26 protein-coding genes are annotated in these 25,924 nt (G+C 71.1%); 15 read left to right on the top strand and 11 right to left on the bottom strand.

The features are described 5' to 3' along the window. Window positions 1–89 precede the first annotated feature (89 nt). Both DEIGR_RS08220 and DEIGR_RS08225 read left to right on the top strand, forming a co-directional pair. Window positions 90–779 carry an HAD family hydrolase gene (locus DEIGR_RS08220; protein ID WP_058976526.1) on the top strand — a complete coding sequence of 230 codons (690 nt, stop codon included), beginning with the start codon at window positions 90–92 and terminating at the stop codon, window positions 777–779. Next, window positions 776–1,774, top strand: a complete 999-nt coding sequence (locus DEIGR_RS08225) for a dipeptidase (protein ID WP_236704788.1) — start codon at window positions 776–778, stop codon at window positions 1,772–1,774. Before DEIGR_RS08220 ends, DEIGR_RS08225 begins: the two co-directional genes overlap by 4 nt. Here DEIGR_RS08225 and DEIGR_RS08230 read toward each other — a convergent pair. Then, the gene (locus DEIGR_RS08230; protein ID WP_083523973.1) at window positions 1,758–2,423 is read right to left on the bottom strand and encodes a DUF2268 domain-containing putative Zn-dependent protease; all 666 of its coding nucleotides are present in this window, start codon (window positions 2,421–2,423) and stop codon (window positions 1,758–1,760) included. The two genes, DEIGR_RS08225 and DEIGR_RS08230, sit on opposite strands and share 17 nt — an antisense overlap. Window positions 2,424–2,488: 65 nt before the next feature. Further along, a complete protein-coding gene (locus DEIGR_RS08235; RefSeq protein WP_058976527.1) occupies window positions 2,489–3,676 on the bottom strand; it encodes a sugar ABC transporter substrate-binding protein in 1,188 nt (395 codons plus the stop codon). 221 nt (window positions 3,677–3,897) lie between these two features. On the opposite strand from DEIGR_RS08235, the gene DEIGR_RS08240 reads away from it, so the two are divergent. The 3 genes from DEIGR_RS08240 to DEIGR_RS08250 are packed head-to-tail and all read left to right on the top strand — an operon-like array spanning window position 3,898 to window position 7,018. Further along, window positions 3,898–4,773 (top strand): C40 family peptidase, encoded by an 876-nt coding sequence (locus DEIGR_RS08240; protein ID WP_236704701.1) that lies wholly within the window; start codon window positions 3,898–3,900, stop codon window positions 4,771–4,773. Further along, window positions 4,770–5,813, top strand: a complete 1,044-nt coding sequence (locus DEIGR_RS08245) for a dipeptide epimerase (RefSeq protein WP_407638315.1) — start codon at window positions 4,770–4,772, stop codon at window positions 5,811–5,813. The genes DEIGR_RS08240 and DEIGR_RS08245 overlap by 4 nt, the downstream gene beginning before the upstream one ends. Beyond that, the gene (locus DEIGR_RS08250) at window positions 5,810–7,018 is read left to right on the top strand and encodes a Gfo/Idh/MocA family protein (RefSeq protein WP_058976528.1); all 1,209 of its coding nucleotides are present in this window, start codon (window positions 5,810–5,812) and stop codon (window positions 7,016–7,018) included. Before DEIGR_RS08245 ends, DEIGR_RS08250 begins: the two co-directional genes overlap by 4 nt. 89 nt (window positions 7,019–7,107) lie before the next feature. Here the strand turns inward: DEIGR_RS08250 and DEIGR_RS08255 are convergent, their stop codons facing one another. From DEIGR_RS08255 to sucC, 6 genes are all read right to left on the bottom strand, one after another. Further along, on the bottom strand, window positions 7,108–7,683 hold the full coding sequence (locus DEIGR_RS08255; protein WP_058976529.1) for a histidine phosphatase family protein: 576 nt from the start codon (window positions 7,681–7,683) through the stop codon (window positions 7,108–7,110). A 44-nt stretch (window positions 7,684–7,727) separates the two neighbouring features. Beyond that, window positions 7,728–8,603 carry an SDR family oxidoreductase gene (locus tag DEIGR_RS08260; RefSeq protein WP_058976530.1) on the bottom strand — a complete coding sequence of 292 codons (876 nt, stop codon included), beginning with the start codon at window positions 8,601–8,603 and terminating at the stop codon, window positions 7,728–7,730. A gap of 71 nt (window positions 8,604–8,674) precedes the next feature. Further along, entirely contained in the window at window positions 8,675–9,088 is a 414-nt protein-coding gene (locus tag DEIGR_RS08265) for an Rrf2 family transcriptional regulator (RefSeq protein WP_046842431.1), read from the bottom strand. A gap of 84 nt (window positions 9,089–9,172) precedes the next feature. Continuing rightward, complete coding sequence (locus DEIGR_RS08270; RefSeq protein WP_058976531.1) at window positions 9,173–9,745, bottom strand: hypothetical protein; 573 nt, start codon at window positions 9,743–9,745, stop codon at window positions 9,173–9,175. A 178-nt stretch (window positions 9,746–9,923) separates the two neighbouring features. Further along, window positions 9,924–10,829 (bottom strand): succinate--CoA ligase subunit alpha, encoded by a 906-nt coding sequence (sucD, locus tag DEIGR_RS08275; protein WP_058976532.1) that lies wholly within the window; start codon window positions 10,827–10,829, stop codon window positions 9,924–9,926. Then, a complete protein-coding gene (gene sucC, locus DEIGR_RS08280; protein WP_058978617.1) occupies window positions 10,829–11,974 on the bottom strand; it encodes an ADP-forming succinate--CoA ligase subunit beta in 1,146 nt (381 codons plus the stop codon). Before sucC ends, sucD begins: the two co-directional genes overlap by 1 nt. Window positions 11,975–12,182: 208 nt before the next feature. Between sucC and DEIGR_RS08285 the strand changes: the two genes are divergently transcribed. The 3 genes from DEIGR_RS08285 (at window position 12,183) to DEIGR_RS08295 (ending at window position 14,306) form a co-directional block, all read left to right on the top strand. Beyond that, the gene (locus DEIGR_RS08285; RefSeq protein WP_058976533.1) at window positions 12,183–13,232 is read left to right on the top strand and encodes a M24 family metallopeptidase; all 1,050 of its coding nucleotides are present in this window, start codon (window positions 12,183–12,185) and stop codon (window positions 13,230–13,232) included. Continuing rightward, window positions 13,229–13,753: a septal ring lytic transglycosylase RlpA family protein gene (locus DEIGR_RS08290; RefSeq protein WP_236704702.1), complete on the top strand. Its 525-nt coding sequence runs from the start codon at window positions 13,229–13,231 to the stop codon at window positions 13,751–13,753. Before DEIGR_RS08285 ends, DEIGR_RS08290 begins: the two co-directional genes overlap by 4 nt. A 94-nt stretch (window positions 13,754–13,847) precedes the next feature. Then, on the top strand, window positions 13,848–14,306 hold the full coding sequence (locus DEIGR_RS08295) for a YbjN domain-containing protein (RefSeq protein WP_046842437.1): 459 nt from the start codon (window positions 13,848–13,850) through the stop codon (window positions 14,304–14,306). 168 nt (window positions 14,307–14,474) lie between these two features. Here the strand turns inward: DEIGR_RS08295 and pepF are convergent, their stop codons facing one another. Further along, window positions 14,475–16,286 carry an oligoendopeptidase F gene (pepF, locus tag DEIGR_RS08300; protein ID WP_058976534.1) on the bottom strand — a complete coding sequence of 604 codons (1,812 nt, stop codon included), beginning with the start codon at window positions 16,284–16,286 and terminating at the stop codon, window positions 14,475–14,477. Between the two features lie 65 nt (window positions 16,287–16,351). Here pepF and DEIGR_RS08305 point away from each other — a divergent pair, with 65 nt between their 5' ends. Beyond that, the gene (locus tag DEIGR_RS08305) at window positions 16,352–17,566 is read left to right on the top strand and encodes a sugar efflux transporter (RefSeq protein ID WP_169796851.1); all 1,215 of its coding nucleotides are present in this window, start codon (window positions 16,352–16,354) and stop codon (window positions 17,564–17,566) included. A 64-nt stretch (window positions 17,567–17,630) separates the two neighbouring features. Here the strand turns inward: DEIGR_RS08305 and DEIGR_RS08310 are convergent, their stop codons facing one another. Next, window positions 17,631–19,037 carry an aspartate kinase gene (locus tag DEIGR_RS08310; RefSeq protein WP_058976535.1) on the bottom strand — a complete coding sequence of 469 codons (1,407 nt, stop codon included), beginning with the start codon at window positions 19,035–19,037 and terminating at the stop codon, window positions 17,631–17,633. Window positions 19,038–19,449: 412 nt separating this feature from the next. On the opposite strand from DEIGR_RS08310, the gene DEIGR_RS08315 reads away from it, so the two are divergent. From DEIGR_RS08315 to DEIGR_RS08330, 4 genes are all read left to right on the top strand, one after another. After that, the gene (locus DEIGR_RS08315; RefSeq protein ID WP_153013681.1) at window positions 19,450–19,992 is read left to right on the top strand and encodes a hypothetical protein; all 543 of its coding nucleotides are present in this window, start codon (window positions 19,450–19,452) and stop codon (window positions 19,990–19,992) included. Window positions 19,993–20,138: 146 nt separating this feature from the next. Continuing rightward, complete coding sequence (locus DEIGR_RS08320) at window positions 20,139–20,537, top strand: hypothetical protein (protein ID WP_153013682.1); 399 nt, start codon at window positions 20,139–20,141, stop codon at window positions 20,535–20,537. Then, window positions 20,534–21,250: a fimbrial biogenesis chaperone gene (locus DEIGR_RS08325; RefSeq protein ID WP_058976538.1), complete on the top strand. Its 717-nt coding sequence runs from the start codon at window positions 20,534–20,536 to the stop codon at window positions 21,248–21,250. Before DEIGR_RS08320 ends, DEIGR_RS08325 begins: the two co-directional genes overlap by 4 nt. Before the next feature lies 1 nt (window position 21,251). Beyond that, window positions 21,252–23,492 carry a hypothetical protein gene (locus tag DEIGR_RS08330; RefSeq protein WP_058976539.1) on the top strand — a complete coding sequence of 747 codons (2,241 nt, stop codon included), beginning with the start codon at window positions 21,252–21,254 and terminating at the stop codon, window positions 23,490–23,492. On the opposite strand, the gene DEIGR_RS08335 is transcribed toward DEIGR_RS08330, so the two are convergent. Continuing rightward, window positions 23,486–23,821 carry a hypothetical protein gene (locus DEIGR_RS08335; RefSeq protein WP_058976540.1) on the bottom strand — a complete coding sequence of 112 codons (336 nt, stop codon included), beginning with the start codon at window positions 23,819–23,821 and terminating at the stop codon, window positions 23,486–23,488. The genes DEIGR_RS08330 and DEIGR_RS08335 overlap by 7 nt on opposite strands. A gap of 311 nt (window positions 23,822–24,132) precedes the next feature. Here DEIGR_RS08335 and DEIGR_RS08340 point away from each other — a divergent pair, with 311 nt between their 5' ends. Both DEIGR_RS08340 and gap read left to right on the top strand, forming a co-directional pair. Beyond that, window positions 24,133–24,684: a YceI family protein gene (locus DEIGR_RS08340; protein WP_058976541.1), complete on the top strand. Its 552-nt coding sequence runs from the start codon at window positions 24,133–24,135 to the stop codon at window positions 24,682–24,684. A 180-nt stretch (window positions 24,685–24,864) separates the two neighbouring features. Further along, a complete protein-coding gene (gap, locus tag DEIGR_RS08345) occupies window positions 24,865–25,857 on the top strand; it encodes a type I glyceraldehyde-3-phosphate dehydrogenase (protein ID WP_058976542.1) in 993 nt (330 codons plus the stop codon). Window positions 25,858–25,924 lie beyond the last annotated feature (67 nt).

Below are 25,924 nucleotides of genomic sequence, written 5' to 3' on the forward strand. Positions count from 1 at the left end.
GCCATGCGCCCCGCGCTTTGACACGGTTCAGCAGCGAAGCGGTCACTTCCGACAATCCGCGCCAGGACCACGGGGGTAGAGTGTCCGGCATGTCCAGCCACCCTCCCCTGCGCGCCGTCCTGTTCGACCGGGACGACACCATCGCCTTCACCGACCCTGGCGTGTACCGCGAGGCGGCCCTGTGGGGCCAGGAGACGTTCGGCATCGACGCCCGCACCTTCGGCGGCGCGCTGCGCGAACAGTGGGACCGCCGCGCGATGGACTGGTGGGACCTGCGCACGCCCGAGCAGGAGGACGCCTTCTGGCACGCCTACGGGCAGGAACTCGCGGGCACCCTCGGCCTGACGGACGCGCAGATGACGCAGCTCATGGACCGCTGGCCGTACGAGGCGTACATGAAACCCGTCCCGAACGCCCGTGACGTCCTGGGAACGCTGCGCGAACGAGGGCTGAAGGTGGGCGTGCTGAGCAACACCCTGCCGAGCATCGACCGAACGCTGCGCTTCGTGGGTCTGGACGATCTGGTGGACGTCGCCGTGGCGACCTGCTCGGTCGGCGTGCACAAACCCGACCCCGGCGCGTACCGGCACGCCGCGGACGCGCTGGGCGTGCGCCTGGAGGAGGTACTGTTCGTGGACGACAAGCTTGAGAACGTCGTGGCCGCCCGCGCGCTGGGCATGCACGCCCTGCTGATCGACCTGCGCGGCGAGCACCCGGACGCCATTCATGACCTCGCTCAGGTGCTGGAGGCCGTGGAGGGACTGGACGTCGCGTGCTGAGCGACAGGCACCTGCTGATCGACGGGCATCTGGACCTCGCGTTCAACGCGCTGAACGGCCGCGACCTGACCCTCCCGCTGGAGGCACTGCGCGCGGCGGACCCTGTCGCGGACGAGACCGCCACCGTCACCCTGCCGGAACTGCGCGCGGCTGGTCTGCGCGTGTGCTTCGGGACGCTGTTCGCGCTGCCGCACGGGGCGGGCAGTCCCGGCGGGTACAGCGACCACGCGGGCGCGCGGGCGCAGGCGCTGGCGCAGCTGGACGCGTACCACCGCTGGCAGGACGCCGGACTGGTGCGGCTGCTGACCACGCGGGCGGAGGTCGGCGCGCACCTCCAGGCGCAGGACGGCCCGCTGGGCGTGGTGCTGCTGATGGAGGGCGCCGATCCCATCCGGGACGCCGGGGACCTGCCGTTCTGGGTCGAGCGGGGCGTGCGCGTGATCGGCCCCGCGTGGGGACGCACCCGCTACGCCGGGGGAACGGACGCGCCGGGCCCCCTCACGCCGCAGGGGCGGGAACTGGTGCAGGCCATGCGGGATCTGAACGTCACGCTGGACGCCTCGCACCTGGACGACGCGTCGTTCTGGGAGGCGGCCGAGATCGGGCCGCAGCTGATCGCCACGCACGCCAACAGCCGCGCCCTGGTGCCCGGCAACCGCCACCTGACCGACGACATGGCCCGCGCCGTCGCGCAGGCGGGCGGGATGATCGGACTGGTGTTCCTGAACCGCTTCATCCGCCCGCTGCCCGAGGGCAGCCTGGACCCCGTCCCCCTCTCGGAACTGGCCGCGCACGCCCGGCACTACGCGGCGCTGGTCGGCTGGGAGCACGTCGCGCTCGGCACGGACCTGGACGGGGGCTTCGGCGCGGAGAAGACCCCGGCGGGCGTGGACCGCTACGCGGACGTCCCTGCCTTCCTGCAGGAACTCCCGGCAGAGGCGCGGGACGGCGTGGCGTGGGGGAACTGGGCGCGCTGGCTCACCCACCGGCTGTAACGGCCTGCCCCCAGGCGTGCCGCAGGTCCTCCGACGGGATGGCCGCGTGCGTCACGGCGTCCCCACCCGCCCCGTTCAGGAACCGCCGGACCAGTTCGAACCCCAGCGCGTAGCCGCCCCAGCGGGGCAGGTCCTGCGCGGCGGACCCCATGAACCACGCGTGGTACTCGTAGGGTCCGTCCAGCTGCGCCTGCGCCCGTTTCCACAGCCCGTCCAGGTCGCTGGTGGGGCGGGCGTACAGGGGCACCTCGCCGCGCTCCCCGGCCTCGAAGTGCAGGGCAAGGCCCTCGAACACCAGGGCGTCCAGCAGCGTGCCCAGGTCCGCGTGCCGCCAGCGCCGCGCGTGGTGCAGTTCGTGCGCGAGCGTCGCGGGCAGTTCCCGCCGCCACCCGGCCCGGAAGTGCGGACTGCCCGGCGTCACGGCGACGTGGACGCTGTGGCCGTCCGGGGCGTTCCCGACCAGTCCCGTCTCGGGGATCGTCCAGGGGCTGACGTACAGCGCGGCGTCCACGCCGTCCAGGCCCAGCCGGTCCGCGAGGCGCAGGAAGGCGGCGCGCCCGACCTCCTCGAGCTGCGGGGCGAGGTCGGGCGGGAGTTGCCCCCCGGCGTTCAGCAGGTGGAAGAGGTTGGGGCGGGGGTTCGGGCGCATCTGGCACCCAGCCTCTCACGGGGAGGGGGACGCGGTCCGCTCATGTGACCGCCCCCCCTCCCGGGTTACTTGATGGTCTTCTGCATGGCCTTGACGGCCGTGTCGAGCAGCGTGGCGTAGTCCTGGGCGGGTTTCTGCACGCTGGCGTTCACGGCGTCACTCCAGGGGCCCCACACCTGACCCATGGCGGGCACGTTGGGCATGGGGGTGCCGCCGCTGATGATCCGGCCGAAGCCCGCCACGATGGGGTTGCCCCCCAGGCGCATGCGGACGCCGATGTTCACGGGGATGCGTCCGCCCGCCTGGTTGAAGGACAGCTGCGCGACGCTGGTGACCAGACCCTCGGCGAACTGCGTGGCGAGGTCCTTCTGGGTGCCGTACGCGTTCAGCACGACGCCCTGCACGCCCACGAACGGGCTCCACTTGCCGGTCGCGCCGGGGGGCATGGGGACGCTCGTGATGCCGTAGGTGATGCCCGCCTTCTTGATGTCACCCATGTCCCAGGGGCCGGTGACGATCATGGCGGCGTTGCCTTTCAGGAACGCGGCCTTGACCTTGTCGCCGGTCATGTCGGCGGGCACGAGTCGGTCCTTGAAGCGCAGGTCGTTCATGAGGCTCAGGGCCTTGCGGGCGCCGCTGTTGTTCAGGCCGATGTCGCGCACGTCCAGGGTGCCGTCCTGGTCTCCGAACACGTACGAGCCGTACGCGCTGAAGAACCCGTAGTTCATGTAGGCGTTGCTCAGGTCGGTCAGGAAGCCGTAGCGTCCGGCGCTCGCGTCGGTGTTCCGCTTCGCGACCTTCAGGAAGTCCGCCCAGGTGGCGGGGGCGGTGGGGACGAGTTTCCTGTTGTACACCAGGGCGACGCTCTCGGCGAACATGGGCAGGCCGTACAGTTTGCCGCCGACGGTCAGGGCGCGGATGGTGGTCTGGTCGAATTCGCTGCGGCGGGCGGTGCGGGTCAGGGGTTCGATCACGCCCGCCTGGGCCAGCTGGCCGATGCGGTCCTGCGGGAGGGTGACGATCACGTCGGGGCCCTTGCCCTGCTTCGCGGTTTTCAGGAGCTGGTCGACGATCTTGTCGAGGGGGACGTTGACGACCTTGACGGTGTTGCCGCTGAGGTTCTGGTAGGTCTTGACCTGACCGGCGAGCCACGCGACTTCGGCCTTGTCGTTGAAGTGCGTCCAGACGGTGAGGGTGGCGGCGTGGGCGCTGCCCGCCAGAGCGAGGGCCAGCAGGGTGAGGGATCGTTTCATGTGGTCTCCGTGGGCGGCACGGTTGCGCCCGTGGCGGCCCACATGAGACTGGAAACGGTTCCAGAATCGGTGCGGGGCCGCCCTGTTGAACTGGTGGAACTGCCCGCAGTATTCCGCTCTTGCCCACCGGGCAGACGTGAAAAACGCCGCACGGCACGCCCCCCGGCGGATGGAACCACCTGTACCCCCACCGGGGGGCGTCCTGGCGTAGGCTGGGGCGCGTGACCACCCCGACCCTCCCGGACGCCCGCACCCACGCGAGCGACCCGCACATGAAGATCGCCGAGGACGCCCTGCGCGCCCACCTGACTGAACCCGGCTGGCGCTTCGTGGCCCCCACCCCCGCCCACACCGGAGCGGCCCGCCTGAGCCTGCGCGCCCACCCCGACCCCGACGCCGCGCAGGTCAGCGAGGCGCTGCCCGGCGAACCCCTGGACCTGCTGTGGGAGAACGCGGGCGGCTGGGCGTACGTCCGGACCACCCAGGACCGGTACCTGGGCTGGGCCCGCGCCGACGGCCTGCACGCGCGCCCCTGGCAGCCGGACCTGACCGTCACCGCCCGCCGCGCCCACGCGTACGCCGGGCCGAAGATCAGCCAGCCCATCCGCGCGGAACTCGCGTTCGGCGCGAGGCTCGCCCGGGGCGGCGGCGAGATCGTCACCGAGCAGCATCGCCGCTGGGTGCCAGTCGTCCTGCCCGGCGGCACAGACGCCTGGGTGCAGGAGGTGACCCTCGCCCCGCTGGAGGGCGACCTGCTGACGTTCGCCCTGGGCTTCCTCGACACGCCCTACGTGTGGGGCGGGCGCAGCGCCTGGGGCCTGGACTGCTCCGGCCTGACGCAGCTCGTGTACGGCGCGTTCGGCCGCCCCCTGCCCCGCGACGCGGACCAGCAGCAGGAGGCTCTCGCGCCCGTCACGGACGCGCAGCCCGGCGACCTCGCGTTCTTCCCCGGTCACGTCGGCCTGATGCTGGGCGACCGGCGGATGCTGCACGCGAACGCCACGCACATGCGCGTCACCGTCGAGACGCTCGGCGAGGGCGAGTACGGCACGCGCCTCCAGTCGGAGCTCAGCGGCTTCGGACGGTGGACGCAGTGATCGCCGCGACCTCCCCCACCGTCACGTGGGAGACGCTGGACCTGCACACCGCGCAGCCCTTCGGCATCGCCCGCTGGACGCACAGCGTCTACCCCCGCACCATCGTCACCCTGACCCACGGCGGCCTGACCGGACGCGGCGAGGCCGCCCCGAACGCCTTCTACGGCGAGACGCGCGGCACTGTCGAGGCCGTCCTGCCCATCCTGGCCGACGCCGTTCAGGATCCCTGGGACTGGGACGGCCTGCACGCCCGCCTCTCGGCCCGCATGCCCTACGACCACCCCAGCGTGAAGTGCGCGCTGGAGATGGCGGCCGTCGAGTGGTGCGCCGCGCGCGCCGGGGTGCCGGTCTGGCAGTTGCTCGGCCTGAGCCCCGCGCCCCTTCCCGAGAGCAGCTATACCGTCAGCATCGCCGACCTGGACGACATGCGCAGGCAGGCGCGCGAGGCCGCCGCGCGCGGGCACGGCGTCCTGAAGGTCAAGCTGGGCACCGACCGCGACGAGGCGATCATCGCCGCGCTGCGCGAGGAAGCCCCGCACGTCCGCCTGCGCGTGGATGCCAACGCCGCCTGGACCCGCACCCAGGCCCGCCGGATGCTCGGCGTGCTGGAGGCCGCCGACGTGGAATTCGTCGAGCAGCCCCTCGCCGCCGGGGACCTGGACGGGCACGCCGCGCTGCGCGCCGTGGCAGGGGTGCCCATCGTTGCGGACGAGAGCCTGCACCACGTCGGTGACGTCCTGGCGCTGGCCCGCGCGTTCGACGGCGTGAACCTCAAGCTCGCCAAGCTCGGCGGGCCCCTCCAGGCGCTACGGGCGCTGCGGCTGGCGCGCGCGCACGGGATGTCCGTCATGATGGGCTGCATGATCGAGAGCAGCCTCGGCATCGCCGCCGCCGCGCACCTCGCGGGCGCGTGCGACTGGGCCGACCTGGACGGCGCGCTCCTCCTCGCGGACGACCCGTTCACGGGCCTGGACTGGCAGGCGGGCCACCTCGCGCGCCCAGCGGGCAGCGGCTGGGGCGTGGAGCGGCGCACCCCATGACCCTCCGCGTGGCGATCATCGGGACGGGGAACCGCGGCGGGGACGTGTACGCCCGCCTCCTCACGGGGCACGGCGCGCAGGTCACGCACGTCGTGGACGCCCGCGCGGCCCGCCTGCAGGAAGTCGCCGCCCGGCACGCCGTCCCACCCGAACGGCAGTTCCGCGACCCGGACGCCTTCTTCGCGCTGGGCCGCGTGGCGGACGCCGTCGTGATCGCGACGCCCGACGATCAGCACGTCCGGCCCTGCGTTCAGGCCCTTGCCCTGGGCTATGACGTGCTGCTGGAAAAACCCATCTGCCTGACCGAGGCGGACCTCGACCTCCTCCAGGCCGCCGAGGCGGCCAGCACCGGGCGGGTCACGGTCTGCCACGTCCTGCGCGCCGCGCCCTTCTTCCGGGAGGTGCGGAGCGTGCTGGACAGCGGCGCGCTGGGCACCCTGATCGGCATCCAGCACGCGGAGAACGTCGCCCACTGGCACTACGCGCACTCCTACGTGCGTGGCAACTGGCGCGCGTCACCGCCCGCCGCGCCGTTCCTGCTCGCCAAGAGCTGCCACGACCTCGACCTGCTGCGCGCCTTCGCCGGAAGCCCGCCCGACCGCGTGACCAGCGAGGGCAGCCTGCACCACTTCCGCCCTGAGCACGCCCCACCCGGCGCGACCGACCGCTGCGTCACCTGCCCCGTGCAGGGCTGCCCGTCCGACGCGCGGCGCATCTACCTCACCCGCGACCCGCACGCGTGGCCCGTCACGGTCCTCACCGCCGGAGGCATCAGCCTCCAGGACGCCCTCGAACACGGTCCGTACGGCGAATGCGTGTACCTCGGGAAGAACGACGTCGTGGACCACCAGGCCGTCACCATCCGCTTCCGCAGTGGCGTCACCGCGCAACTGACGGTCAGCGCGTTCACGCACAACAACACCCGCACCCTGAAACTCCTCGGGACGCACGGCGAACTGCGCGGCCACATGGACCACCACGCACTCGAACTCCACGACTTCCGCACCGGCCACAGCCAGCGCTGGACCGTCGAGGCGAGTGGAAACCATGGCGGCGGGGACGACGGCCTCATCCAGGCGTGGCTCTCCAGTCTGCGCGGCCACACCCCCCCACCCACTCCCCTGTCCGAATCGCTGGACTCCCACCGCATGGCCTTCGCCGCCGAACGCGCCCGGCATCTCGGCACGGTGGAGGAGGTCTGCTGAGCGCGTTCCTCCGGAGCCCCCCTCTGCTCCAAAATCAGCAAGTGAAAGTATTCACGATTAAGCCGGATCGTGACAGAATTGTTTCTTCCCTATTCCAGCAGGGACCACGCCCCCTGCTGCCGCTCCAGCACGACCCATTCGGCGTTCTTCAGCATGAACTCACCACCACGCCAGACCTCCCGGACGTCCAGGCCCAGCAGGTCCGCCAGGGCAATCCGGATGATCCCACCGTGCGATACCAGCGCCGCGTCCCGTTCCGGCAGTCCGTCCACGTCGACGCGGAACCGCGCCGCAATCTCCCGGAACGTCTCACCCCCCCGGAAGCCCAGCTCGCCGCCACCCAGTTCCAGGCGTTCCGGATGCTGCTTCAGGGCCGAGTACGGCTCGCCCGCCCACTCGCCGCAGTCCACCTCGTGCACACCGGGAAGGACCGTGAGCGGCACGCCCAGCCGCTCCGCCAGGGGCTGCGCCGTCTGCTGCGCGCGGCGATACCGGCTGGCATACACCGCCTGCGGGCGCGGCTCTCCCCCGCCGATCCGCCCGGCCATAGCCCGCGCCTGACCGTAACCCGTGTCGGTGATCTCATCGTTCGCGCTGCTCGCGCCGCGCAGGATGCCCGCCTGATTGCCCTTCGTCTCGCCGTGCCGGATGATCCACAGTCGCATGCGCCCAACTGTACCGGGCGCACGCGACCCTGGACTGCGGCGGATCAGGCGGTGAGGGCGTCCCGCACGGCCTGCGTGGTAGGCGTGGTGGGGCGGCCGATCAGTCGGCTCAGGTCGCGGCTCTCGCTGGCGAGTTCGCCGCGCGTGATGCCGGTGTCGCTGTCGGCCAGGACGTGCGCGAAGCCCTCGGGCACGCCGAATCCGGCGAGGGTCCGGGCGTACTCGTCGGCGCTGAGGTCGTGGTACGCGACGGGCTGGCCGCTCTGGCGGGCCACCTCGGCGGCAAGGTCGGCCAGGGTGACGGCCTCGTCCCCGGCGAGTTCGTAGGTCTGCCCGGCGTGCCCGTCGGTGCTCAGGACGGCGGCGGCGGCCTCGGCGTAGTCCCGGCGGGGTGCGGGGTTCAGCGCGTGCGTCCCGGCGGCACCGAGGATCGCCCCGTTCTTCACGGCTCCCTTGAGGTCGTAGTTCTCGGTGTACCAGCCGTTGCGTAGCAGCGTGAAGGGCACGCCGGAGTCACGCAGGAGGGCCTCGGTGGCCTTATGGTCGCCGGCGAGGATCATCTCGCTGCGGTCGGCGTTCAGGATGCTGGTGTACGCGATTAGGCCCACCCCGGCGTCGCGGGCGGCATTGATGACGTTTCGGTGCTGGCCGACGCGGTCATCGAAGTCGTTGCTGGAGACGAGCAGCAGGCGGTTCACGCCGTTCAGGGCGGCGCGGAGGGTCTCGGGTTGTTTGTAGTCGGCCTGGCGCACCTGGACGCCCTGAGCGGCGAGGTCGGCGGCTTTCGCGGGGTCGCGGACGAGCGCGACGAGGTTCCCGGCGGGCACGCCCCGGTCCAGGAGGGCCTGGAGGGTGAGGCGGCCGAGCTGGCCGGTGGCGCCGGTGACGGCGATGGTGGTGGTGCTGGCTGGGGTGGTCATGGTGGGGCTCCTGTTGGGCGAGAGGCGGACGAACTCGTAACCGTTTTTCTTACATGTTGGGCAGAGGACCGTCAGCCTGCCCGGGCGGCCAGGTCCCCCAGCACATCCGCGAGGGTCGTGCGGGCCAGTTCGGCTTCCATCGCGGCCTGCGCGCACCCGAAGCGGGCTTCCAGGGTGGCCTGGATGTTCGCGCCGACCGGGCAGGCCGGGTGCGGATGCTCGTGCAGGCGGAACACGCTGGCCTCGCCGTTCACGGCGCGGTACACGTCCAGCAGGGTGATGTCGCGCGGGTCGCGGGTCAGGCGCGCGCCGCTGACACCCTGCTGGGTGGCCAGCAGGTCCGCGCGGCGCAGCAGGCCCGTGACGGTCCGGATCACGACCGGGTTGGTCCCGACGCTGGCGGCGATATCGGCCGAACTGGAGTGCTCGGGGAACTGGCTGATGATGCTGAGGACATGCACCGCCACGGCATACTGACTGTTCACGCACTCACCTCCACCAACATGTCATCAATCTACTTACAGGCTGGGGGGAAGTCAAGGGTGGAGTCTCCCCCACCCCCCGGACGTTCAGCGCCCCAGGCGGACCGTGACCACCGTGGTATCCGCGAAGGGCTGCACGTTCACCGCGCGCCCCACATCCACCAAGAAGGCGTTCCAGCCGCGCTTCAGGCCCGCCTGGAAGCCCTTGCTGGCCGTCACGTTCACGTCGGTGTTCACCCACACCACGAACAGGTTCGCGCCGCGCACGTCCGCCATCACCTCGCGCAGCGGCTCGTTCTCGTCGCGGCGGCCGTTGTTGTTCTGGTCGCGGTACGTGAACAGCTTGAGTTCCGCCACCTGCGCCTGACCGCTGACCTGCACCGGGTCGATCACACCGGGCCAGTTCACGTTCTGCGGCGTCAGCGTCACCTGCGCGCGCGCGGTGGGGGCAGTCGCGGGCAATTCCAGGCTGAACTGGCCCTTCTCGACCGGCACGCTGCTGACCTCCTGCACGACCTGCCCGAAGGGCGTCACGACCACACCGGCCACGCGCAGGTCCGGTGGCAGGTTCCCCCCGGCGACCGAGCCGCGCACCGTCAGGGCGTCAGCGGCACCGGCGGCCAGCAGAACAAGGGAAGTGGCGAGTGTGAAGGTCTTCATACGTCCAGTCTACGCGCGGGGCTGACGCCCATGTGACCGCAGGTGACGATCAAGGTTCACCAGCCTCTCATGCAATCTGGGGGTAGGAACAGGCCCTCCAGCACGGCGCCGCGCACGGACCCACGCCAGACAGGGAGGGCCACCCGCGCGGGCAGCCCTCCCTGAACAGCAGGGGCGCTTACTTGTTCAGCGCCTGCTTCACGAGATCGATGATCTCGGGCATGGTGTCGGCCACGGGCACGTTCGCCGCCTTGAAGGCCGCGAGCTTGCTCTCGGGGGTGCCGACGTCGCCCATGATGATCGCACCGGCGTGACCCATGCGCTTGCCCTTGGGTGCCGAGCGGCCGCTGATGAAGGCCACGACGGGCTTCTTCATGTTCTGCGCGATGTACTCGGCGGCGGCTTCCTCGTCCGCACCGCCGATCTCGCCGATCACGACAACCGCGTCGGTGTCGGGGTCGGCCTCGAACAGGGGGAGCACGTCCGCGAAGGTCGTGCCGATCACGGGGTCACCGCCGATGCCGACGGTGGTGCTCGTGCCCATGCCCGCGTCGTTCAGCAGCTTGGCGGCCTCGTACGTGAGGGTGCCGGAGCGGCTGATCAGGCCGATGCGGCCGGGGTTGGCGTAGATCTTGTTCGGCATGATGCCGACCTTGGCTTCCCCGTTCGTGACCAGACCGGGGCAGTTCCCGCCGATCAGGCGGATGCCCTCGCCACCCTGGGCGCGGTTCTGCGCGTCCAGGGTCTTGACTTCCTGCACGGCGCGCATCATGTCCACGGTGGGCACGCCTTCCGTGATCAGGACGATCAGGGGCATGCCGGCGTGCGCGGCTTCCAGCACGGCGTCCGCGGCGCCCGCGGGGGGCACGAAGATGATGCTGACGTTCGCGCCGGTCGCAGCCTTCGCTTCCGCGACGCTGTTGAACACGGGCCAGCCTTCGAAGTCGGTGCCGCCCTTCCCGGGGGTGACGCCCGCGACGACCTGCGTGCCGAAGTCCTTCATGGCGCGGCTGTGCGACGCGCCTTCACGGCCGGTCATGCCCTGCACGATGACCTTGCTGTCCTTATTGACGAGGATACCCATTACTTGTTCGCCTCCTTGGCGGCCTCGTCGGCAGCCTCAAACATGGTGGGGTACATCTGGATCAGGGGGCTGTTCACGTCCGCCAGGAGGGCCTTGGCCTCGTCCTCGGCGGTACCCGCGATGCGCATGCGCACGGGCTTGGTGAGGATGCCCTCGTTCAGCGCCTGGATGACGCCCTTGGCGACCTCGTCGGCGCGGGTGATGCCGCCGAAGATGTTGATGAAGATCGCCTTGACGTCACTGTCCTTACTGACCAGCTTCACGGCGTTGTACACGACCTCGGCCTTGGCGCCGCCGCCGATGTCGAGGAAGTTCGCGGGCTTGGCGCCAGCACGGTTCACGACGTCGAGGCTGGTCATCACGATGCCCGCGCCGTTGCCCAGCACGCCCACGTTGCCTTCGAGCTTCACGTACGCGAAGCCGTACTTGCTGGCTTCGATCTCGAGGGGATGCTCGGCTTCCAGTTCGCGCCAGTCGGCCAGGTCCTTGTGGCGGTACATGGCGTTGTCGTCGATCTCGAACTTGGTGTCCAGTGCCAGCGGGGTGCCGCTCTCGTCCACGAACAGGGGGTTGATCTCGACGAGCACGGCGTCACGCTTCAGCGCGGCCTCGCTCATCTTGACCATCATGTCGGCGATCTTGTTCAGGTTGCCCTTGAACCCGGCCTTGATGGCCACTTCGCGCGCCTCGTAGGGACGCAGGCCCGTGACGGGGTCCACGCGGTGCTTGATGATCTTCTCGGGGGTGGCGGCGGCCACTTCCTCGATCTCCATGCCGCCCTCGGCGCTGGCCATCAGGGTGTAGCTCTGCACGTTGCGGTCCACGATCATGCCGACGTAGTACTCGACGCCCGCGTCGATGTCCACGGCCTTGGTGACCAGGACCTTGTTCACGGTGAGGCCCTTGATGTCCATGCCCAGGATCTTCTCGCCGTTCTCGAAGGCCTTGTCCTCGGTGGGGCTGAACTTCACGCCGCCCGCCTTGCCGCGCCCGCCGACGTGCACCTGCGCCTTCACAACGACCGGCTGGCCGAACTCGCGGGCGATCTGGCGCACCTCGTCGGGGGTGCGGGCGACCTTGCCGTCCTGAACGTTCACGCCGAACTGGCGCAGAATTTCCTTACCCTGGTATTCGTGAAGTTTCACGACTGTTCCCTCCTTGGGGTGAGTGACCGGCATTGGCCGCTTTCATTTGTCCCGATCAACGAGTATAAGCGCACTTTTGAAAAACCCCGCGCGGCTGTCTCCGGTGGGGGAACAGTCCCGGTGTAGCGGGCGTGGCGCGCGGGTTGCGGGGCGCGCGGCCCCCTGCGGGTGGGGGCAGCGCGGGCGGGCGCGTGTTACTTTGCCTGTCATGACTCAACTTCAGGAGTTGCGCCACGCGATGGCCCGCGCTGGACTGGACGCCGTGTGGATCAGCGATCCCGCCAACGTGCGCGCCGTGAGTGGCTTCAGCAGCGGCAAGGACGGCAAGGTGCTCGTCACGCAGGGCACCGCGACGCTGTACACCGACGCGCGGTACACGGTGCAGGCCGCCGAGGAATCCCCCCTGACGGCGTTCATCGCGCGGCCGCCCGCCACGCTGGAGCACGCCGCGCCCGCACTGGCGGGACTGCGGGTGGGCTTCGAGGCCGATCACCTGACGGTCGCCGCGCTGGAAGACCTGCGCGACCACTGGCCGCAGGTGACGCTCGTGGGCGTGCAGGGCCTCGTGCAGAGCCTGCGGGCCGTGAAGACCCCCGGGGAGATCCAGGCGGTGCGGGACGCGCAGGCCCTCGCGGACCGCGTGTTCGCGGAGGTGCGCCCACTGATCGAGGCGGGCGCGCGGGAACTCGACATCGCCAGCGAGATCGAGCTGCGCCTGCGCCGCGCCGGGGCGCAGAGTGCCTTCGACCTGATCGTCGCCAGCGGTCCGCGCGGCGCGATGCCGCACGGCACGGCCAGTGACCGCGTCATTCAGGACGGGGACCTCGTGACGGTGGACATGGGCGCGCAGCTGCGCGGGTACCACAGCGACATGACCCGCACGGTCGCGGTGGGCACGCCCGGCGCCGAGATGGCCCGCGTGTACCGCGCCGTGCTGGAGGCCGAGGAAGCCGCCGTGCGCGCCGTGAAGCCCGGTGTGCGGACGGCCGACCTGGACCGGCTGGCGCGCGACATCCTGACCGGGCACGGCCTGGGCGAGGCGTTCGCGCACTCGCTGGGGCACGGCGTGGGCCTGGAGGTGCACGAGGCGCCCAGCCTGCGCGGCACGAGTGACGACGTGCTGCAGCCCGGCATGATCATCACCATCGAGCCCGGCGCGTACCTGCCGGGCGTGGGCGGCGTGCGGATCGAGGATCTGGTCCTCGTGACCGAAGACGGGTACGAGGTGCTCAGCGTGTCCCCGAAGGAGCTGCTGTGACCCGGCGCGCCGCCTCGCTGGCCGCCGCGCTGCTGGCCGGGCTGCTGGGGGCCGCGCAGGGCGGCACGTACCGCGTGCAGGCCGGGGATACCCTGTGGGAGATCGCGCGGGCGCACGGCACCAGCGTGGGCGCCCTGCTGCAACTCAACGGGCGCAGCAGCCAGACGATCCGGGTCGGGGAGGTGCTGCAGGTGCCCGAGCGGGGCGCGCCCACCATCCGCGCGACGTCGCTGGCCCCCGCCGCCGCGCCGGTGTTCCAGCAGGGACAGGCGGTGTACTACGGGGGCCGCGCGCACCCGCAGACGACCATGACCGCCGCGCACCTGAGCCTGCCGTTCGGGACGTGGGTGCGGGTGACGCACGCCCGCACGGGCCGCAGCGTGGACGTGATGATCAACGACCGCGGGCCGTTCGGGGTGCAGACGCGGGTGATCGACCTGTCCACGGACGCGGCGCGGGCGCTGGGCATCCTCTCGGAGGGCGTGGCGCCGGTGACGCTGAGTGTCCTGAGCCGCCCCTGACGCGCGCCCGCATGTCCGGGCGGTGTAGAATCGTTCGGGTTTCAACCACACACGACAAGTTGATGTGCTTCACCCACCGAGGAGGATGGTTTCAATGACGATGGAAACGGCACTGCTGACCCTGGACACCCTGGCCAAGTACCTGAAGGAAAAGGAAGTCCAGCTGGATATGGAAGAGAACAACGGCCAGCGCTTCATCCGCATGGGCTGGCGTTTCGAGATGGGCGACGCGGCCGTGCTGGTCAGCGTGAACGACGGCCCGAACAACACCAGCCGCCTGGAAGTCACCTGCGTGACCCAGAAGCAGTACGGTGACCGCCGCGCGGAGATCGTGAACATGCTGAACGACCGCAACCGCGAGCGTGCCTTCGCCCGCAGCATCGACGCGGACGGCAACGTGTGGCTGGAGTACGTGGGCTTCTACCCCACCCTGGCCGAGATGCCCCAGGAGACCTTCGACACGCTGTTCGGCGGCGTGCTGATGCACTTCCAGGACGACTACGCCGCGCTGGAAGGCTTCGTGCCCCAGATGCAGCAGCAGCCCCAGGCCTGAGCCGACGGGTCAGATGGGCGGGGTTCAGGCCCCGCCCTCTTCTGGTCATTTCAAGTGAATACTTTCACGATTTTGCCAGGACGTGAAATATTTGCCCCCTATCCCATCCGGCAGAAGAAGAGGGGGCAGGGTGTTCCGCAACCCTGCCCCCTCTCTCCGGGTCTGCTCTCAGCGGCGCTCGGCCAGCAGCTCCTCCAGGCGCGCCACGTGGCCTTCCAGCGTGCGGAACGTCGCCTCGACTGGCGCAGGGCTCAGCATGTCCACACCCGCCTCGCGCAGGGCGTCGATGGGGTCCAGGCTGCCGCCCGAGCGCAGGAAGCGCAGGTACGACTCGCGGGCGGCGTCCGGGTCGGCGCTGAACTGCTCGAGGATCTGGTGCGCGGCGCTGATCCCGGTCGAGTACTGGTACGCGTAGAAGTTCGCGTACAGGTGCGTGCTGAACTGGGCCCACATGATCCCGCTGCGCTCGCGGTCCATCGAGACGCCGTCCCCGTAGCCCTCGGACAGCAGGTCGGCGGTCAGGTCGATCAGGTCCGGGGCACTCAGGGTGCCCCCCGCCTCGATGCGGCGGTAGGCCTCCAGCTCGAAGGCCGCCAGAGTCGGCATGATGAAGAAGTACCGGTGGAAGTTCGACAGGGCCTCCTCGATGATCTGCACCTCGAACTCGGTGTCCCCGGCGGCGCGAGCCTGCGTCAGGAGGTGCTGCCTCACCATCGCCTGGTTGAAGTTGCTGGCGACCTCCGCGTGGAAGAGGGTGTAACGGGGCACGCCGTACCCGTGTTCACGCTGCGAGAGCAGGGAGTGCATGGAGTGCCCGATCTCGTGCGCCAGGGTGGAGTACGAGTTCATGGTGCCGTTCCAGGTCATGAAGATGTACGGCTTCACGCGGCCGCCGCCGTTGCTGTACGCGCCCTGGCGTTTGCCGTCGTTCTCGGCGTAGTCCACCCAGCGTTCGGTGGTCAGGCCGGGCACCATGTCCCGCACGTAGTCCTCACCCAGGGGCGCCATGCCCTCCGCGAGCCACTGCACGGCCTGCTCGTAGGACACGGCGCGGGGGGGCACCAGCGCGGCCTTCACGTCGTACTCGCGCAGTTCGGGCAGGTTCAGCCACTCGCGGCGCACGCGCCAGTAGCGGTGCCAGACCGGCGTGTTCGCGCGGTACGTGTCGAGCAGGGTGGTCACGACGGCAGTGGGGATGTTGTCCGGCGATAGCGAGGCGCTGATGGTGTCCGGGTAGTTCCGCGCGCGGGCCAGGAACACGTTCTGGCGGACGTTCGTGGCGTACATCGCCGCCTGCGCGTGCCGCGCGGCGAGATGCGCGTCCGCGTAGCCCTCCCAGGCCTCACGGCGCACCTCGCGGTCCGGGTGGGCGGTCAGGCGGTCCACGTTGCCCTGCGTGACGGTCTCGCCGCCCGCCGTGCCGAAGCGCAGGTCCATGTTCGCCAGCGCGGGGTGAATACCGCGTTCCGACGCGAAGGGAGCCTGCACGGCGCCCAGGAGGGCCTCGACCTCGGCGCTGCAGACGTGGGGTTTGCCGCGCAGGATGCGTTCCAGGCGCACGCGGTGCTCGGCGAAGTCCGGCGTGTCCAGCCAGCCTCGCACCAGCGCGTCGTCCAGCGCGAGGAGTTCCGGACGGAAGAACGCGGTCGTACTGCCGAACTGGGCGCCCAGCGTGGCGGCGCGGTCGCGGCGGGCGGCGGCCACGGCGTCGCGGCCGTCCACGCTGGCGGTCATGCTGGCGTAGGACATGAAGCGCCCGAGGCGAAGTTCGAGGTCGTTCGCGGCGCGCAGGTAGGCCAGCAGCCCCCCCGGCGTGCCGAGCTGTCCCGCGTGGGCAGACAGCGAACCGAGGTCGCGGGCCAGGGCGTCCCCCTCCGCCGACCAGGCGTCGGGCGTGTCGTAGAGGGCCTCGATGTCCCAGGTCTGCTCACGGGGGACGTCGCTGCGGGGCGGCAGCGCCTTGATCGTTTCAGTTGGCATGCCGGAGGCTAACACTCCACGCGCGGGCACGGGTTTACAGTGACCCCCATGTTCGGACGGACCTCATGACCACCACCGCCCCACCCACCCAAGGCAGCGGCCTGGGGGCCATGCTGCGCCTCCCGGACGCCCTGCCGCTGGCCCTGAGCTGCTTCGCGCTGGGCTTCGGGCTGTCGCTGGCGATTCCGTTCATGGCGCTGTACGCTGTGAAACAGGCGGGCCTGAGCCCGCTGCAGCTGGGCATCTTCCTGACCGTGAACGCCATCAGCGCCGTGGCGGTCGCCACGCTGCTGGCCCGCTGGTCCGACCGGCTGCCCAACCGCAAACCCATCGTGCTGGCCACCATGGCCGCCGGGACCGCCGCGTACGCCCTGATCGGCGTGACGCCGCACTTCGCGGGCCTGCTGGTCATCGGGGCGCTGCTGCTGTCCCTGGGGGCCGCCGCGTTCCCGCAGATGTTCTCCTTCGCGCGCGCCAGTCTGCAGGACGTCCCCACCGATCTGGCCGACCGCGCCATGACGCTGCTGCGCGCCGTGTTCAGCCTCTCGTGGGTGGTCGGCCCGGGCCTGGGCGCCGTGATCCTCGGCGCCGGGGGCTACGCGGCGGTGTTCCTCAGCGCCGCCGCGTGCTTCACGCTGGCGGCCCTGCCGCTGCTGCGCGTGCCGGGGCGCCGCCCGCAGCCCACGCCGGGCATCACCCCGGACCTGCCCGACACGCCCCGCCCCGCCGCGCGCCGCGCCATCGCGCTGGGCGCCCTGGCGTTCGTGCTGTACGGCATGAGCATGCAGATGGGCATGGCGATGTTCCCGCTGTTCGTCACCGAGACGCTGCGCGGCACGAGCGGCGAGGTCGGCTTCCTGGTGGGCCTGTGCGCCCTGCTGGAAATCCCGGTGATGATCGCGCTGGTCACGTGGCGGCGCCTGCCGGGCGTGCCGACGCTGGTCGCGGCAGGCATGGCACTGTTCGTGGCGCACTTCGCGCTGGTGTACGTCGCGGACGGCCTGCCGCTGCTGATCGCCGCGCAGGTCATCCGCGCGGTGGTCCTGGCGATCCTGGCGGGGCTGGGCATGACGTACTTCCAGACCCTGATGCCGGGCCGGTTCAGCGCCGCCACCACGATGTTCGCGAACACCGGCAGCATCGGCGGGATGCTCAGCGGCATCACGAGCGGCGCGGTCGCGCAGACGCTCGGGTACCGCAGCGTGTTCCTCGTGTGCGCCGCGCTGACCCTGCTGGGCTTCCTGGTGATGACCTGGACGCACCGCAGCAGACCGGAATGATACGGACGGGGAGAGGGGGGCCGGGCGCGTGATCCGGTCCCCCTCTCCCCTGTTGCGGTTCCGATCAGGCGGTCGCTGCGGTGCCCAGGCCGAAGGCGCGGTGGACGGCGAGGGTGGCGGCGTCCACGTGCGCGGCCTCCACGGCGACGGACACGTTCAGTTCGCTGCTGCCCTGCGAGATCATCAGCACGTTCACGTCCTGCTCGGCCAGCGCCGTGAACATCCGCGCGGAGACGCCCTTCTGGCCGCGCATGCCGCTGCCCACGATGGCCAGAACGGCCACGCCGGGCTGCACCTCGACCTTCAGTTCCAGGCTGACCCCGGCGCGCAGCGCGACCAGGGTGCGTTCGGCGTCCACGGTCTGCACGGCCAGCGACACATTGCTCATGCTGGACGACTGCGACACCATCAGCAGCGTGACGTTCTCACGGGCGATCGCGTCGAACACGCTGGCGATCACCTCGGGAATGCCCAGCACCCCGGCGCCACTGACGTTGATGATGCTGACGTTGCGGATCGCGGTGACGGCCTTGACGGGGTGGCCCTCCTCGTCGCGGGGTTGCGCCTGCACGAGCGTGCCGGGGAAGTCCGGGTCGGCGGCACTCTTGACGCGCAGGGGAATGCCGCTCTCCTGCAGGGGCGTGACGGCCAGCGGGTGCAGCACCTTCGCGCCGAAGTACGCGAGTTCCATGACCTCGCCGTAGGAGAGGACCTCGATGTTCTGCGCGTCCTTGACCACGCGGGGGTCGGCGCTCATGACGCCGTCCACGTCCTTCCAGGCCCAGACCTCGTCCGCGCCGAGGGCCTTGCCGACGATGGTGGCGCTGAAATCGGTGCCGCCGCGCCCCAGGGTGGTGATCGCGCCCTTCTCGGTTTCACCCATGAAACCCGCCACGACCGGCGTGACCCCAGCTGCGAGCAGGCCGCTGAGGCGGTCCCTGACGCGTTCGTAGGTGTTCGGCATGGGCTTGGCGTTCCCGAAGTGACTGTCGGTCAGGATGCCCGCCTCGCCGCCGGAGAGGTGGTGGGCGCGCAGGCCGTCCTGTTCGAGCGCGAGGCTCATCAGGGGCGCGGAGAGGCGCTCGCCGAACGCGACGATCAGGTCGCGGCTGCGGGGCGTGAGTTCGCGCAGCAGGTACACGCCGTACACGGCCTGCCGCAACGTCTCGTGCATCTCGCGGATCTCGCGGACGGTGACGCTGTCAGGCGCCGCGCCGAGTTCCTGCGCGGCCGTGAAGTGCCGGGTGCGCATCAGGGCGATCTCGTCGTTGGCGGCGGCGATGTCGCCGGACTGGGCGGCGTCGGCGAGTTTCAGCAGCTGGTTCGTGACGCCCGCCATGGCCGAAACGACCACGACGACCTTCACGCCCACGCGGATGGAGCGGGCGGCCAGGGAGGCGCTGTGGCGGATGGCGCGCGAGTCCTGCATGTTGGTGCCGCCGAACTTCATGACGAGAAGGTCGTAATTCATGGCGTGCAGTATGACCCGGCGGGCGGGGTGGTGGGTTCGGGGCGTCTGGGCAGCGCCGCCGCGCCGGGAGCCCTGGATGAGCGCCCGCGCTTCCCTCAGATGACGTTCATGAATTGCCCATGTGAGGGGACTCACGGGCCGGGCGTTACACGGCGCACGGGGGCGCGGGGCCAGCGCCCTTGCCCACGCCAGCGTGGTCGGCATCACCCCCAGATGGGGGCGTAACGGCCCTGCAACGAACCCGTAACGCCACTCAGGGCGACAAATTGACCGTCCCAGACATGAGAATTATAGTTTTCCTCAGTCCGGTCACCCGCGTACCACAGCGTTCAGATGACAGCTTCTGGGGAGAAGCTGGCGGCGCCCCCATGCGCCGCGCGCCACCCGCCGCGAACCGGACAGGAGGAAGGTCATGAAGAGAACCGCTCTACTGCTCGCCGCCCTGAATCTCGGCATCGTCCAGGCCCAACAGGGAGCGTCCGTCACGCTCCACCCGGCCGTGGAGGTCGCGAACGTGTGCGCCATGGGCGACGAGAACCTCAACGGCATGAACGTCGACGGTCCCGCCGCGTACCCCGCCTTCGCGTACAACGCCCTGGACGGCGATGGGGGCGGCGCCGAGACGCCGGTCCTGAAGATCCACTGCACCGCCGGGACCGCCATCACGCTGGGCATCGCCGCGTCGGGCGGCGGCTCGGACAGCCTCGCCCCGACCGCCCTGCCGAACAACGTCAACAGCACCTTCGACGGCCTGATCTACCTGCAGATGCCGGGCAGCGGGTCGGTGCCGCTGAAGGCCAAGTGGAAGGTGCGGGTCAACACCAACCCGTCGAGCAGCGCCACCACGCCCGACCGGTACGCCGGGTGGCTGAAGATGACCGCGCCGGACGGTCAGTGGGGCGTGCCCGCCGGGACGTACACCGGTACGCTGGCGATCACCGTCTCGTACAACTGAGCGCGGCGCGCGGCCTGCGTGGTCGGCCTGGTCGTCAGGACCGGTCCGCGCAGGTGGCGACAGCAGGGGCGGGCCGGACGGTGCGGGGAGACTCCGCCGTCCGGGCCACGTCATCCCCGCACAGGATCGGGCATTCCGGAGGCCACATGAGGACAGGTGCAGTGTGCTGGGGCGTCTGGCTGCTGGGCGGCGCGCACGCGGCGTGCCTGCCCGTGAGTGCCAGCGTGGAGACTGATCCGTACGACGCGCTGCGCGGCGCCCGCCCGACGCTGGCGGTCACCGTGACCTGCGCGCGGCCCGGCGACCGGTTCCGTCTGGACCTGGGCGTGCTGGAGGGCGGCGCGGGCGCGCTGCGGCTGGCCGGGCCGGGCGGGACGCTCCTGGCGACCGTCGGCGCGGACGGCGCGGCGTGGCGGGGCGAGCGGCGCGGCACGCAGGTGGTGCGGGTGCCGCTGAACATCCTTTCCGGGCAGTGGGTGGCGGGCGGCACGTACCGCGCGGCGCTGGAGGTCACCGTGGTGAACACACGACAGGAGACGCCGTGAGGCGCGGGGCGCGCGCGCTGCTGGTCCTCGCGCTGGGGGCGCTGGCGGGCGCGCAGGGGTTCGGGTTCACGCCGACCGTGCTGAACCTCGACCCGACGCGGTCGCTGAACACGCAGACGACCATGCTGAACACCACGCGCGTCGCGTCGAAGTTCACGGTGAGCGTGAAGGCCTGGCGGGTCGAGGGGGGCCGCATGGTCCTGAGCGACACCCGCGACCTGCTCGTCAACCCGGCCGAGTTCATCCTGCCGGGCGGCGCGTCGCAGGTCGTGCGGGTCGGGCTGCGCAAGAAGCCCGGCGCGGCCGAGGTCGCGTACCGGCTGCTGGTGCAGCAGGTGCCGTACGGGACGAGCGTGCCGCAGACGACCGTCGCGGCGGACGGGATCGACGTGCGGCTGGACCTGCCGACGACGTTCTCACTGCCGGTGTACGTCGCGCCGCCCGGCGCGGCGGCGCGCATGAGTTTCGACGCGCAGCGGCAGGGGGACGACCTGATCCTGCGCCTCGCGAACGCCGGGACGCGCCACGAGACCTTCAATGCGTTCCAGGCGGCGCGCGGGGACACGCGGGTGGACCTCGCGTCGCTGGCGGTGCTGGGGGGCGCGTCGGTGACGCTGACCCTGCCCGGGCTGGGCGCGCGGTCCGGGGACCTGACCCTGAGTTTCCTGAACGCGGACGCGAAACCGGCCCGCGTGACCGTCCGGGTGCCCTGAGATGCGCGCGCACCTGCCGGGCCTGTCGGCGGCGCTGTGGGCGGCCATGCTGCTGTGCGCGGCCCCTCCGGTGGGGGCGCAGCCGGCCTCGCCGGAGGCGGTGGCGTGCGCCGCACCGGAACTGCTGCTGGAGGTGGTGGTGGGGGGCGCGCCGCGCGGCGCCGTGCCGGTCCGCCTGGGCGCCGACCTGGCCGACACGCTGGTCCCCCCTGACGTCCTGCGCGCCGCGGAGGCCGGGTACGCGGCGCAGACGGTGACCTGCGACGACGTGCCGTTCGTGCGGCTGTCCGGGCAGGTGGCGGTCACGTTCGACCAGCCCCGCCAGCGGCTGCTGATCCGCCCGCGGCTGGACCGGCTGCAGGGCGACACGCTGAACCTCGCGGGGGCCGCGGCGGTCGTGCCGGACGTGGGCCGGCCGGTGTGGGGCGTGGAGTACGGGGCGGACGTGCAGGCCACGTACGCCCTCATTCCGGCGGGTGCGCCCGCCACGTTCGCCGCGACCGTGAACGCCGACGTGGGCGGCTCGGGCGGCGCCTGGAGCGGTTCGGCCGGGGCGCTGCTGGAACGGTCGGACGGGTCGTGGCGGGCGCACCCGCGCGCGCAGGTCAGCGTGGGCGTCACGGACGGCGTGCGGGTGGGCGCGGCGTGGAACGCGCAGCCGCTGGAGGGCAGTCCGGGCCTGAGCAGCAGTGACTTCCGGGGCGTGGCGCTGGGCGCGCAGGGCGGCTTCACGCTGCTGGACCCCGAGCGGCGCGTGGACCTGCCGCTGGAGGCGGACGTGCGGGTCTTCCTGGATGGCCGTGAGGTCGCGGCGCGGCGGGCCGGGCCGGGCGTGCTGCGCCTCGTGGACATTCCGCATCCGGCGGGCGCGCCGGTGACCGTGCAGGTCGAGGTGACGGACGAGTCGGGCGTGCGCGTGCAGGAGTGGGTGCTGGAGCCCGATCCGGACCCGCTGCCGCGCGGCGCGTACCTCGCGGCGGTGCGGGCGGGCGCGTCGCGTGGCGCGTGGGGCGCGGACGTGCGGGGCGAGTACGGTCTGGGGCGCGGCTGGCGGGTGGGGGCGTCCGGCAGTGCGCAGCTGGGCGGGGCGCTGTCGGCCGGGGCGCGCGTGGCGTACGCGGACGCGCGTGGGGGCGCGCAGGCCAGCGTGCAGGTGACGTCGGCGGTGACGGGCGGGGTGAGGTCGACCGTCACGACGCTGGGTCTGCGCGGCGAGACGCAGGTGGGCGCGGCGCGGGTGTCGGCGTTCACGGTCCTGCCGCTCGGCGCGTGGCAGGACACGCAGCTGGGCGCCGCCCTGAACGCCAACCTGGATCCGTGGACACTGTCGGTGTCGGCGCGCACGGCGCTGCGGCGCGACACCTGGAGTGTCGAGGGCAGCGTGACCCGCACCTTCGACACGGTGGGCAGCGTGACGCTCAGCGCGGCGGCGCAGCCGGGCGGCTGGCGCCTGGGCGTGGCGGGCGGGTACCGGCCCTCGCCGCGGTGGGACCTGACGGGGGGCGTGCGTGCGGTGCAGGTGCCGCCCGCGCCGGGTTCGGAGGCCCCGGCGGTGGCGTGGCAGGCCGGGGCGGGCGCGGGGTTCCAGGTGGACACGGGCAACCGCGTGACGGCCCGCGTGTCCCGGGATGATCTGGCGGTGGGGGGCAGTCACGTGGGGCGGGTGCTGGCCTCCGGCGAGGTCGGCCTGCGGGGCGCGTCGGCGCGGGTGCAGGGCGCGGTCGTGGCCCTGCCGGACGGCCCGAGTGCCCAGGCGACGCTGGGGCAGCGGGCGGTGCTGCTGCAGACCGGCGTGCCGGGCCTGAGCATCCTGCTGGGCGGGGTGTTCGTGGGGCGGACGGACGCGGCGGGCAGCGTCCTCCTGAGCGGCTTCACGCCCGGCGAGACGGCCGAGGTGCGCGTGGATCTGCGGGACGCGCCGTTCGGGGTGCAGGTGGGCACGGACCGCCGGGTGATCGTGCCGCCGCAGGCGGGCCTGACGGTGCTGGACTGGCGCGCGAACTTCCGGGTGCTGCGCTGGGTGCAGGTGCGCGGCGCGGACGGCACGCCGGTCGGGAACGGCCGCGTGGTCTGGAGTGGCGGGGCGGTGCTGCTGGACGACGAGGGCTTCGGGCTGTTCCCAGCGCAGGTGGTGCGGGGCGAGGTCCGCTCGGCGGGTGACGAGGTGCTGTGCGTGCTGGACGTCACGCCGGGCGCTCAGGAGGTCCGCTGCGGGACGCCGCCTGACCGGCCGGTTCAGTAGTAGACGAGTTCGGTGCCGTCGCTTTCGGTGGCGCTCACGCGGGTGTAGACGTTCAGGGTGCCGCCCATGGGGTCGTCGCTGGTGGCGTTCAGGCGCCACTCTCCGGCCGGCAGGCGGCCATACAGGTCCGGCAGGGTGCGGGGGTCGCTGGGGCGGTAGTCCTGCGTGCAGCGCAGCGCGAGGGTCTGGGCGTCGCTGCGGCTGACTTCGCACACGGCGCGCACCGTGACGTGGATCGGGATGGTGATCTGCGCGGCGTGGGCAGCACTCAGGGCGGCGCCGAGCAGGGCGTTGAACAGGGTCAGGGCGGTGCGGTGGGGTCGGGGCATATGAGGGTCCTCCTGGGTGGGCCGCGCCGGGGCGGGCGGGCCTGATGCCACGCAGCGTACGGACGCCGCTGGCACCCGCCTCTTGCAGAAGCGCGACATGAAGAGAGATTTCTGACAGGCGGGTCAGGTCGCGGCGGGCCGGACGCCACGCGGAGGCGGCGTGGGCCCAGGCGTGATGTGCGGGCCGTTCGCCTCTGGGCGGGCGGTGCGGCGCAGTCGGGGAAGCGTCAGGTAGGCGGGTGCCGCGCGGGTCGCCCTCGCGCAGATGCTCGTTTCACCAAGTATTCACGCGTGTGCCGCACCATCAGGGCATGACAGGACAACTGGTGGCGGGACTGGTCGGCGCGGCGGTGCTCACGTCGGCTCCGGCGGTGGCGGCGGCGTACGCGGCCAGGGACGGCTCGGCGACGTTCTCGCACACGGTGCGCTTCATCCCGGTGCGGGGCAGTATCGCGGGCGTGACCGCCAGCGTGGATCTCGATCCGGCGAACCTCGCGGCGACGACCGGCACCGTGACGGTCCCGGTCGTGAACCTGAAGACCGGGATCGGGTTGCGGGACACGCACGCCAAGGGCGCAGAAGCCTTGAATACCGCGAAGTTCCCGAACGCGACCTTCAAACTGGAGAAGCTGACCGGCGGGAAGCTCGTGGAGGGTCAGACGCTGTCCACCACGGCGTCCGGCACCCTGACGGTGAAGGGCACGTCGAAGAGCGTCAGTGTGCCGGTCAAGGCGACCCTGCAGGGTGGGAAGGTGAACGTGAGCACGCAGTTCAAGTTCAATCCCTTCGATTTCGACGTGCGTTACCCGGGCAGTAGCGATTCGGTGACGGTGGACGTGGCGTTCGTGCTGAACGCCGGGTAAAGCCCGCGGAATGCCGTGAGGACGGGGTGGCGGTGGCCGCCCCCTTTTTTTGGACTTGGTACACGAATGCCTTGGTGTACAGGTGACACGAACCGCCGATCCGGAGAGCCGCGTTACACTGCGACATGCGAGGTCATCCGCCCCAGCACAGGGGGCGGCCCTCACGACTGGAGGCACAGCATGAAAGTAGGGATTAACGGCTTCGGCCGCATCGGCCGTCTGGTGTTCCGTGTTCTGGAAGCTCGCGGCGTTGAAGTGGTCGCCATCAACGACCTGACCGACAACAAGACGCTCGCCACCCTCCTGAAGTACGACAGCACCGCCGGGAAATTCGACGGCACCGTCGAGTACGACGACACCAGCCTGACCGTCAACGGCAAGAAGATCCACGCGCTGGCCGAACGCGACCCCGCCAACATCAAGTGGGGCGAGATGGGCGTCGACATCGTCATCGAGTCCACCGGCATCTTCACCAGCCGCGACGGCGCGGGCAAGCACATCCAGGGCGGCGCGAAGAAGGTCATCATCACCGCGCCCGCCAAGGGCGAGGACATCAGCGTCGTGCTGGGCGTCAACGAGCAGGACTACGACCCCGCGCAGCACAACATCATCAGCAACGCCAGCTGCACCACCAACAGCCTCGGCGCGCCCATGAAGCTCATCGATGAAGCCTTCGGCATCGAGAAGGCCATCATGACCACCGTGCACTCCTACACGAACGACCAGCGCGTGCTGGACCTGCCGCACAGCGACCTGCGCCGCGCCCGCGCCGCCGCCGTGAACATCATCCCCACCAGCACCGGCGCCGCCAAGGCCGTGTCGCAGGTGTACCCCGCGCTGAAGGGCAAGTTCGACGGCACCAGCCTGCGCGTGCCCACCCCCACGGGCAGCATCAGCGACGTCGTCGTGATCCTCAAGCGTGACGTGACCGCCCAGGAAGTCAACGACGTGTTCCGGAAAGCCGCCGAGGGCAGCCACAAGGGCATCATCGCCTACACCGAGGACCCCATCGTGCTCAGCGACATCGTGGGCGACCCCCACAGCGCCATCATCGACGGCGGCCTGACCATGGCGATGGGCAGCCTCGTGAAGTTCTTCAGCTGGTACGACAACGAGTGGGGCTACAGCAACCGCATCGCCGACCTCGTGCAGCTGGTCCAGCAGAAAGGCTGAACACGTCGAGAGTGGATGGATGATGGGTGATGGGGCAATCCATCCTCCATCATCCATCCTCTTTGAA

It is taken from the genome of Deinococcus grandis (assembly GCF_001485435.1).
Lineage (GTDB): Bacteria > Deinococcota > Deinococci > Deinococcales > Deinococcaceae > Deinococcus > Deinococcus grandis.

Bases quoted from the DNA above. Each gene is read 5' to 3' on its own strand.
- DEIGR_RS08220 (WP_058976526.1), top strand. From the start codon at position 90: ATGTCCAGCCACCCTCCCCTGCGCGCCGTCCTGTTCGACCGGGACGAC.
- DEIGR_RS08230 (WP_083523973.1), bottom strand. From the start codon at position 2,423: ATGCGCCCGAACCCCCGCCCCAACCTCTTCCACCTGCTGAACGCCGGG.
- DEIGR_RS08235 (WP_058976527.1), bottom strand. From the start codon at position 3,676: ATGAAACGATCCCTCACCCTGCTGGCCCTCGCTCTGGCGGGCAGCGCC.
- DEIGR_RS08250 (WP_058976528.1), top strand. From the start codon at position 5,810: ATGACCCTCCGCGTGGCGATCATCGGGACGGGGAACCGCGGCGGGGAC.
- DEIGR_RS08255 (WP_058976529.1), bottom strand. From the start codon at position 7,683: ATGCGACTGTGGATCATCCGGCACGGCGAGACGAAGGGCAATCAGGCG.
- DEIGR_RS08260 (WP_058976530.1), bottom strand. From the start codon at position 8,603: ATGACCACCCCAGCCAGCACCACCACCATCGCCGTCACCGGCGCCACC.
- DEIGR_RS08270 (WP_058976531.1), bottom strand. From the start codon at position 9,745: ATGAAGACCTTCACACTCGCCACTTCCCTTGTTCTGCTGGCCGCCGGT.
- sucD (WP_058976532.1), bottom strand. From the start codon at position 10,829: ATGGGTATCCTCGTCAATAAGGACAGCAAGGTCATCGTGCAGGGCATG.
- DEIGR_RS08285 (WP_058976533.1), top strand. From the start codon at position 12,183: ATGACTCAACTTCAGGAGTTGCGCCACGCGATGGCCCGCGCTGGACTG.
- DEIGR_RS08295 (WP_046842437.1), top strand. From the start codon at position 13,848: ATGACGATGGAAACGGCACTGCTGACCCTGGACACCCTGGCCAAGTAC.
- pepF (WP_058976534.1), bottom strand. From the start codon at position 16,286: ATGCCAACTGAAACGATCAAGGCGCTGCCGCCCCGCAGCGACGTCCCC.
- DEIGR_RS08305 (WP_169796851.1), top strand. From the start codon at position 16,352: ATGACCACCACCGCCCCACCCACCCAAGGCAGCGGCCTGGGGGCCATG.
- DEIGR_RS08310 (WP_058976535.1), bottom strand. From the start codon at position 19,037: ATGAATTACGACCTTCTCGTCATGAAGTTCGGCGGCACCAACATGCAG.
- DEIGR_RS08315 (WP_153013681.1), top strand. From the start codon at position 19,450: ATGAAGAGAACCGCTCTACTGCTCGCCGCCCTGAATCTCGGCATCGTC.
- DEIGR_RS08320 (WP_153013682.1), top strand. From the start codon at position 20,139: ATGAGGACAGGTGCAGTGTGCTGGGGCGTCTGGCTGCTGGGCGGCGCG.
- DEIGR_RS08330 (WP_058976539.1), top strand. From the start codon at position 21,252: ATGCGCGCGCACCTGCCGGGCCTGTCGGCGGCGCTGTGGGCGGCCATG.
- DEIGR_RS08335 (WP_058976540.1), bottom strand. From the start codon at position 23,821: ATGCCCCGACCCCACCGCACCGCCCTGACCCTGTTCAACGCCCTGCTC.
- DEIGR_RS08340 (WP_058976541.1), top strand. From the start codon at position 24,133: ATGACAGGACAACTGGTGGCGGGACTGGTCGGCGCGGCGGTGCTCACG.
- gap (WP_058976542.1), top strand. From the start codon at position 24,865: ATGAAAGTAGGGATTAACGGCTTCGGCCGCATCGGCCGTCTGGTGTTC.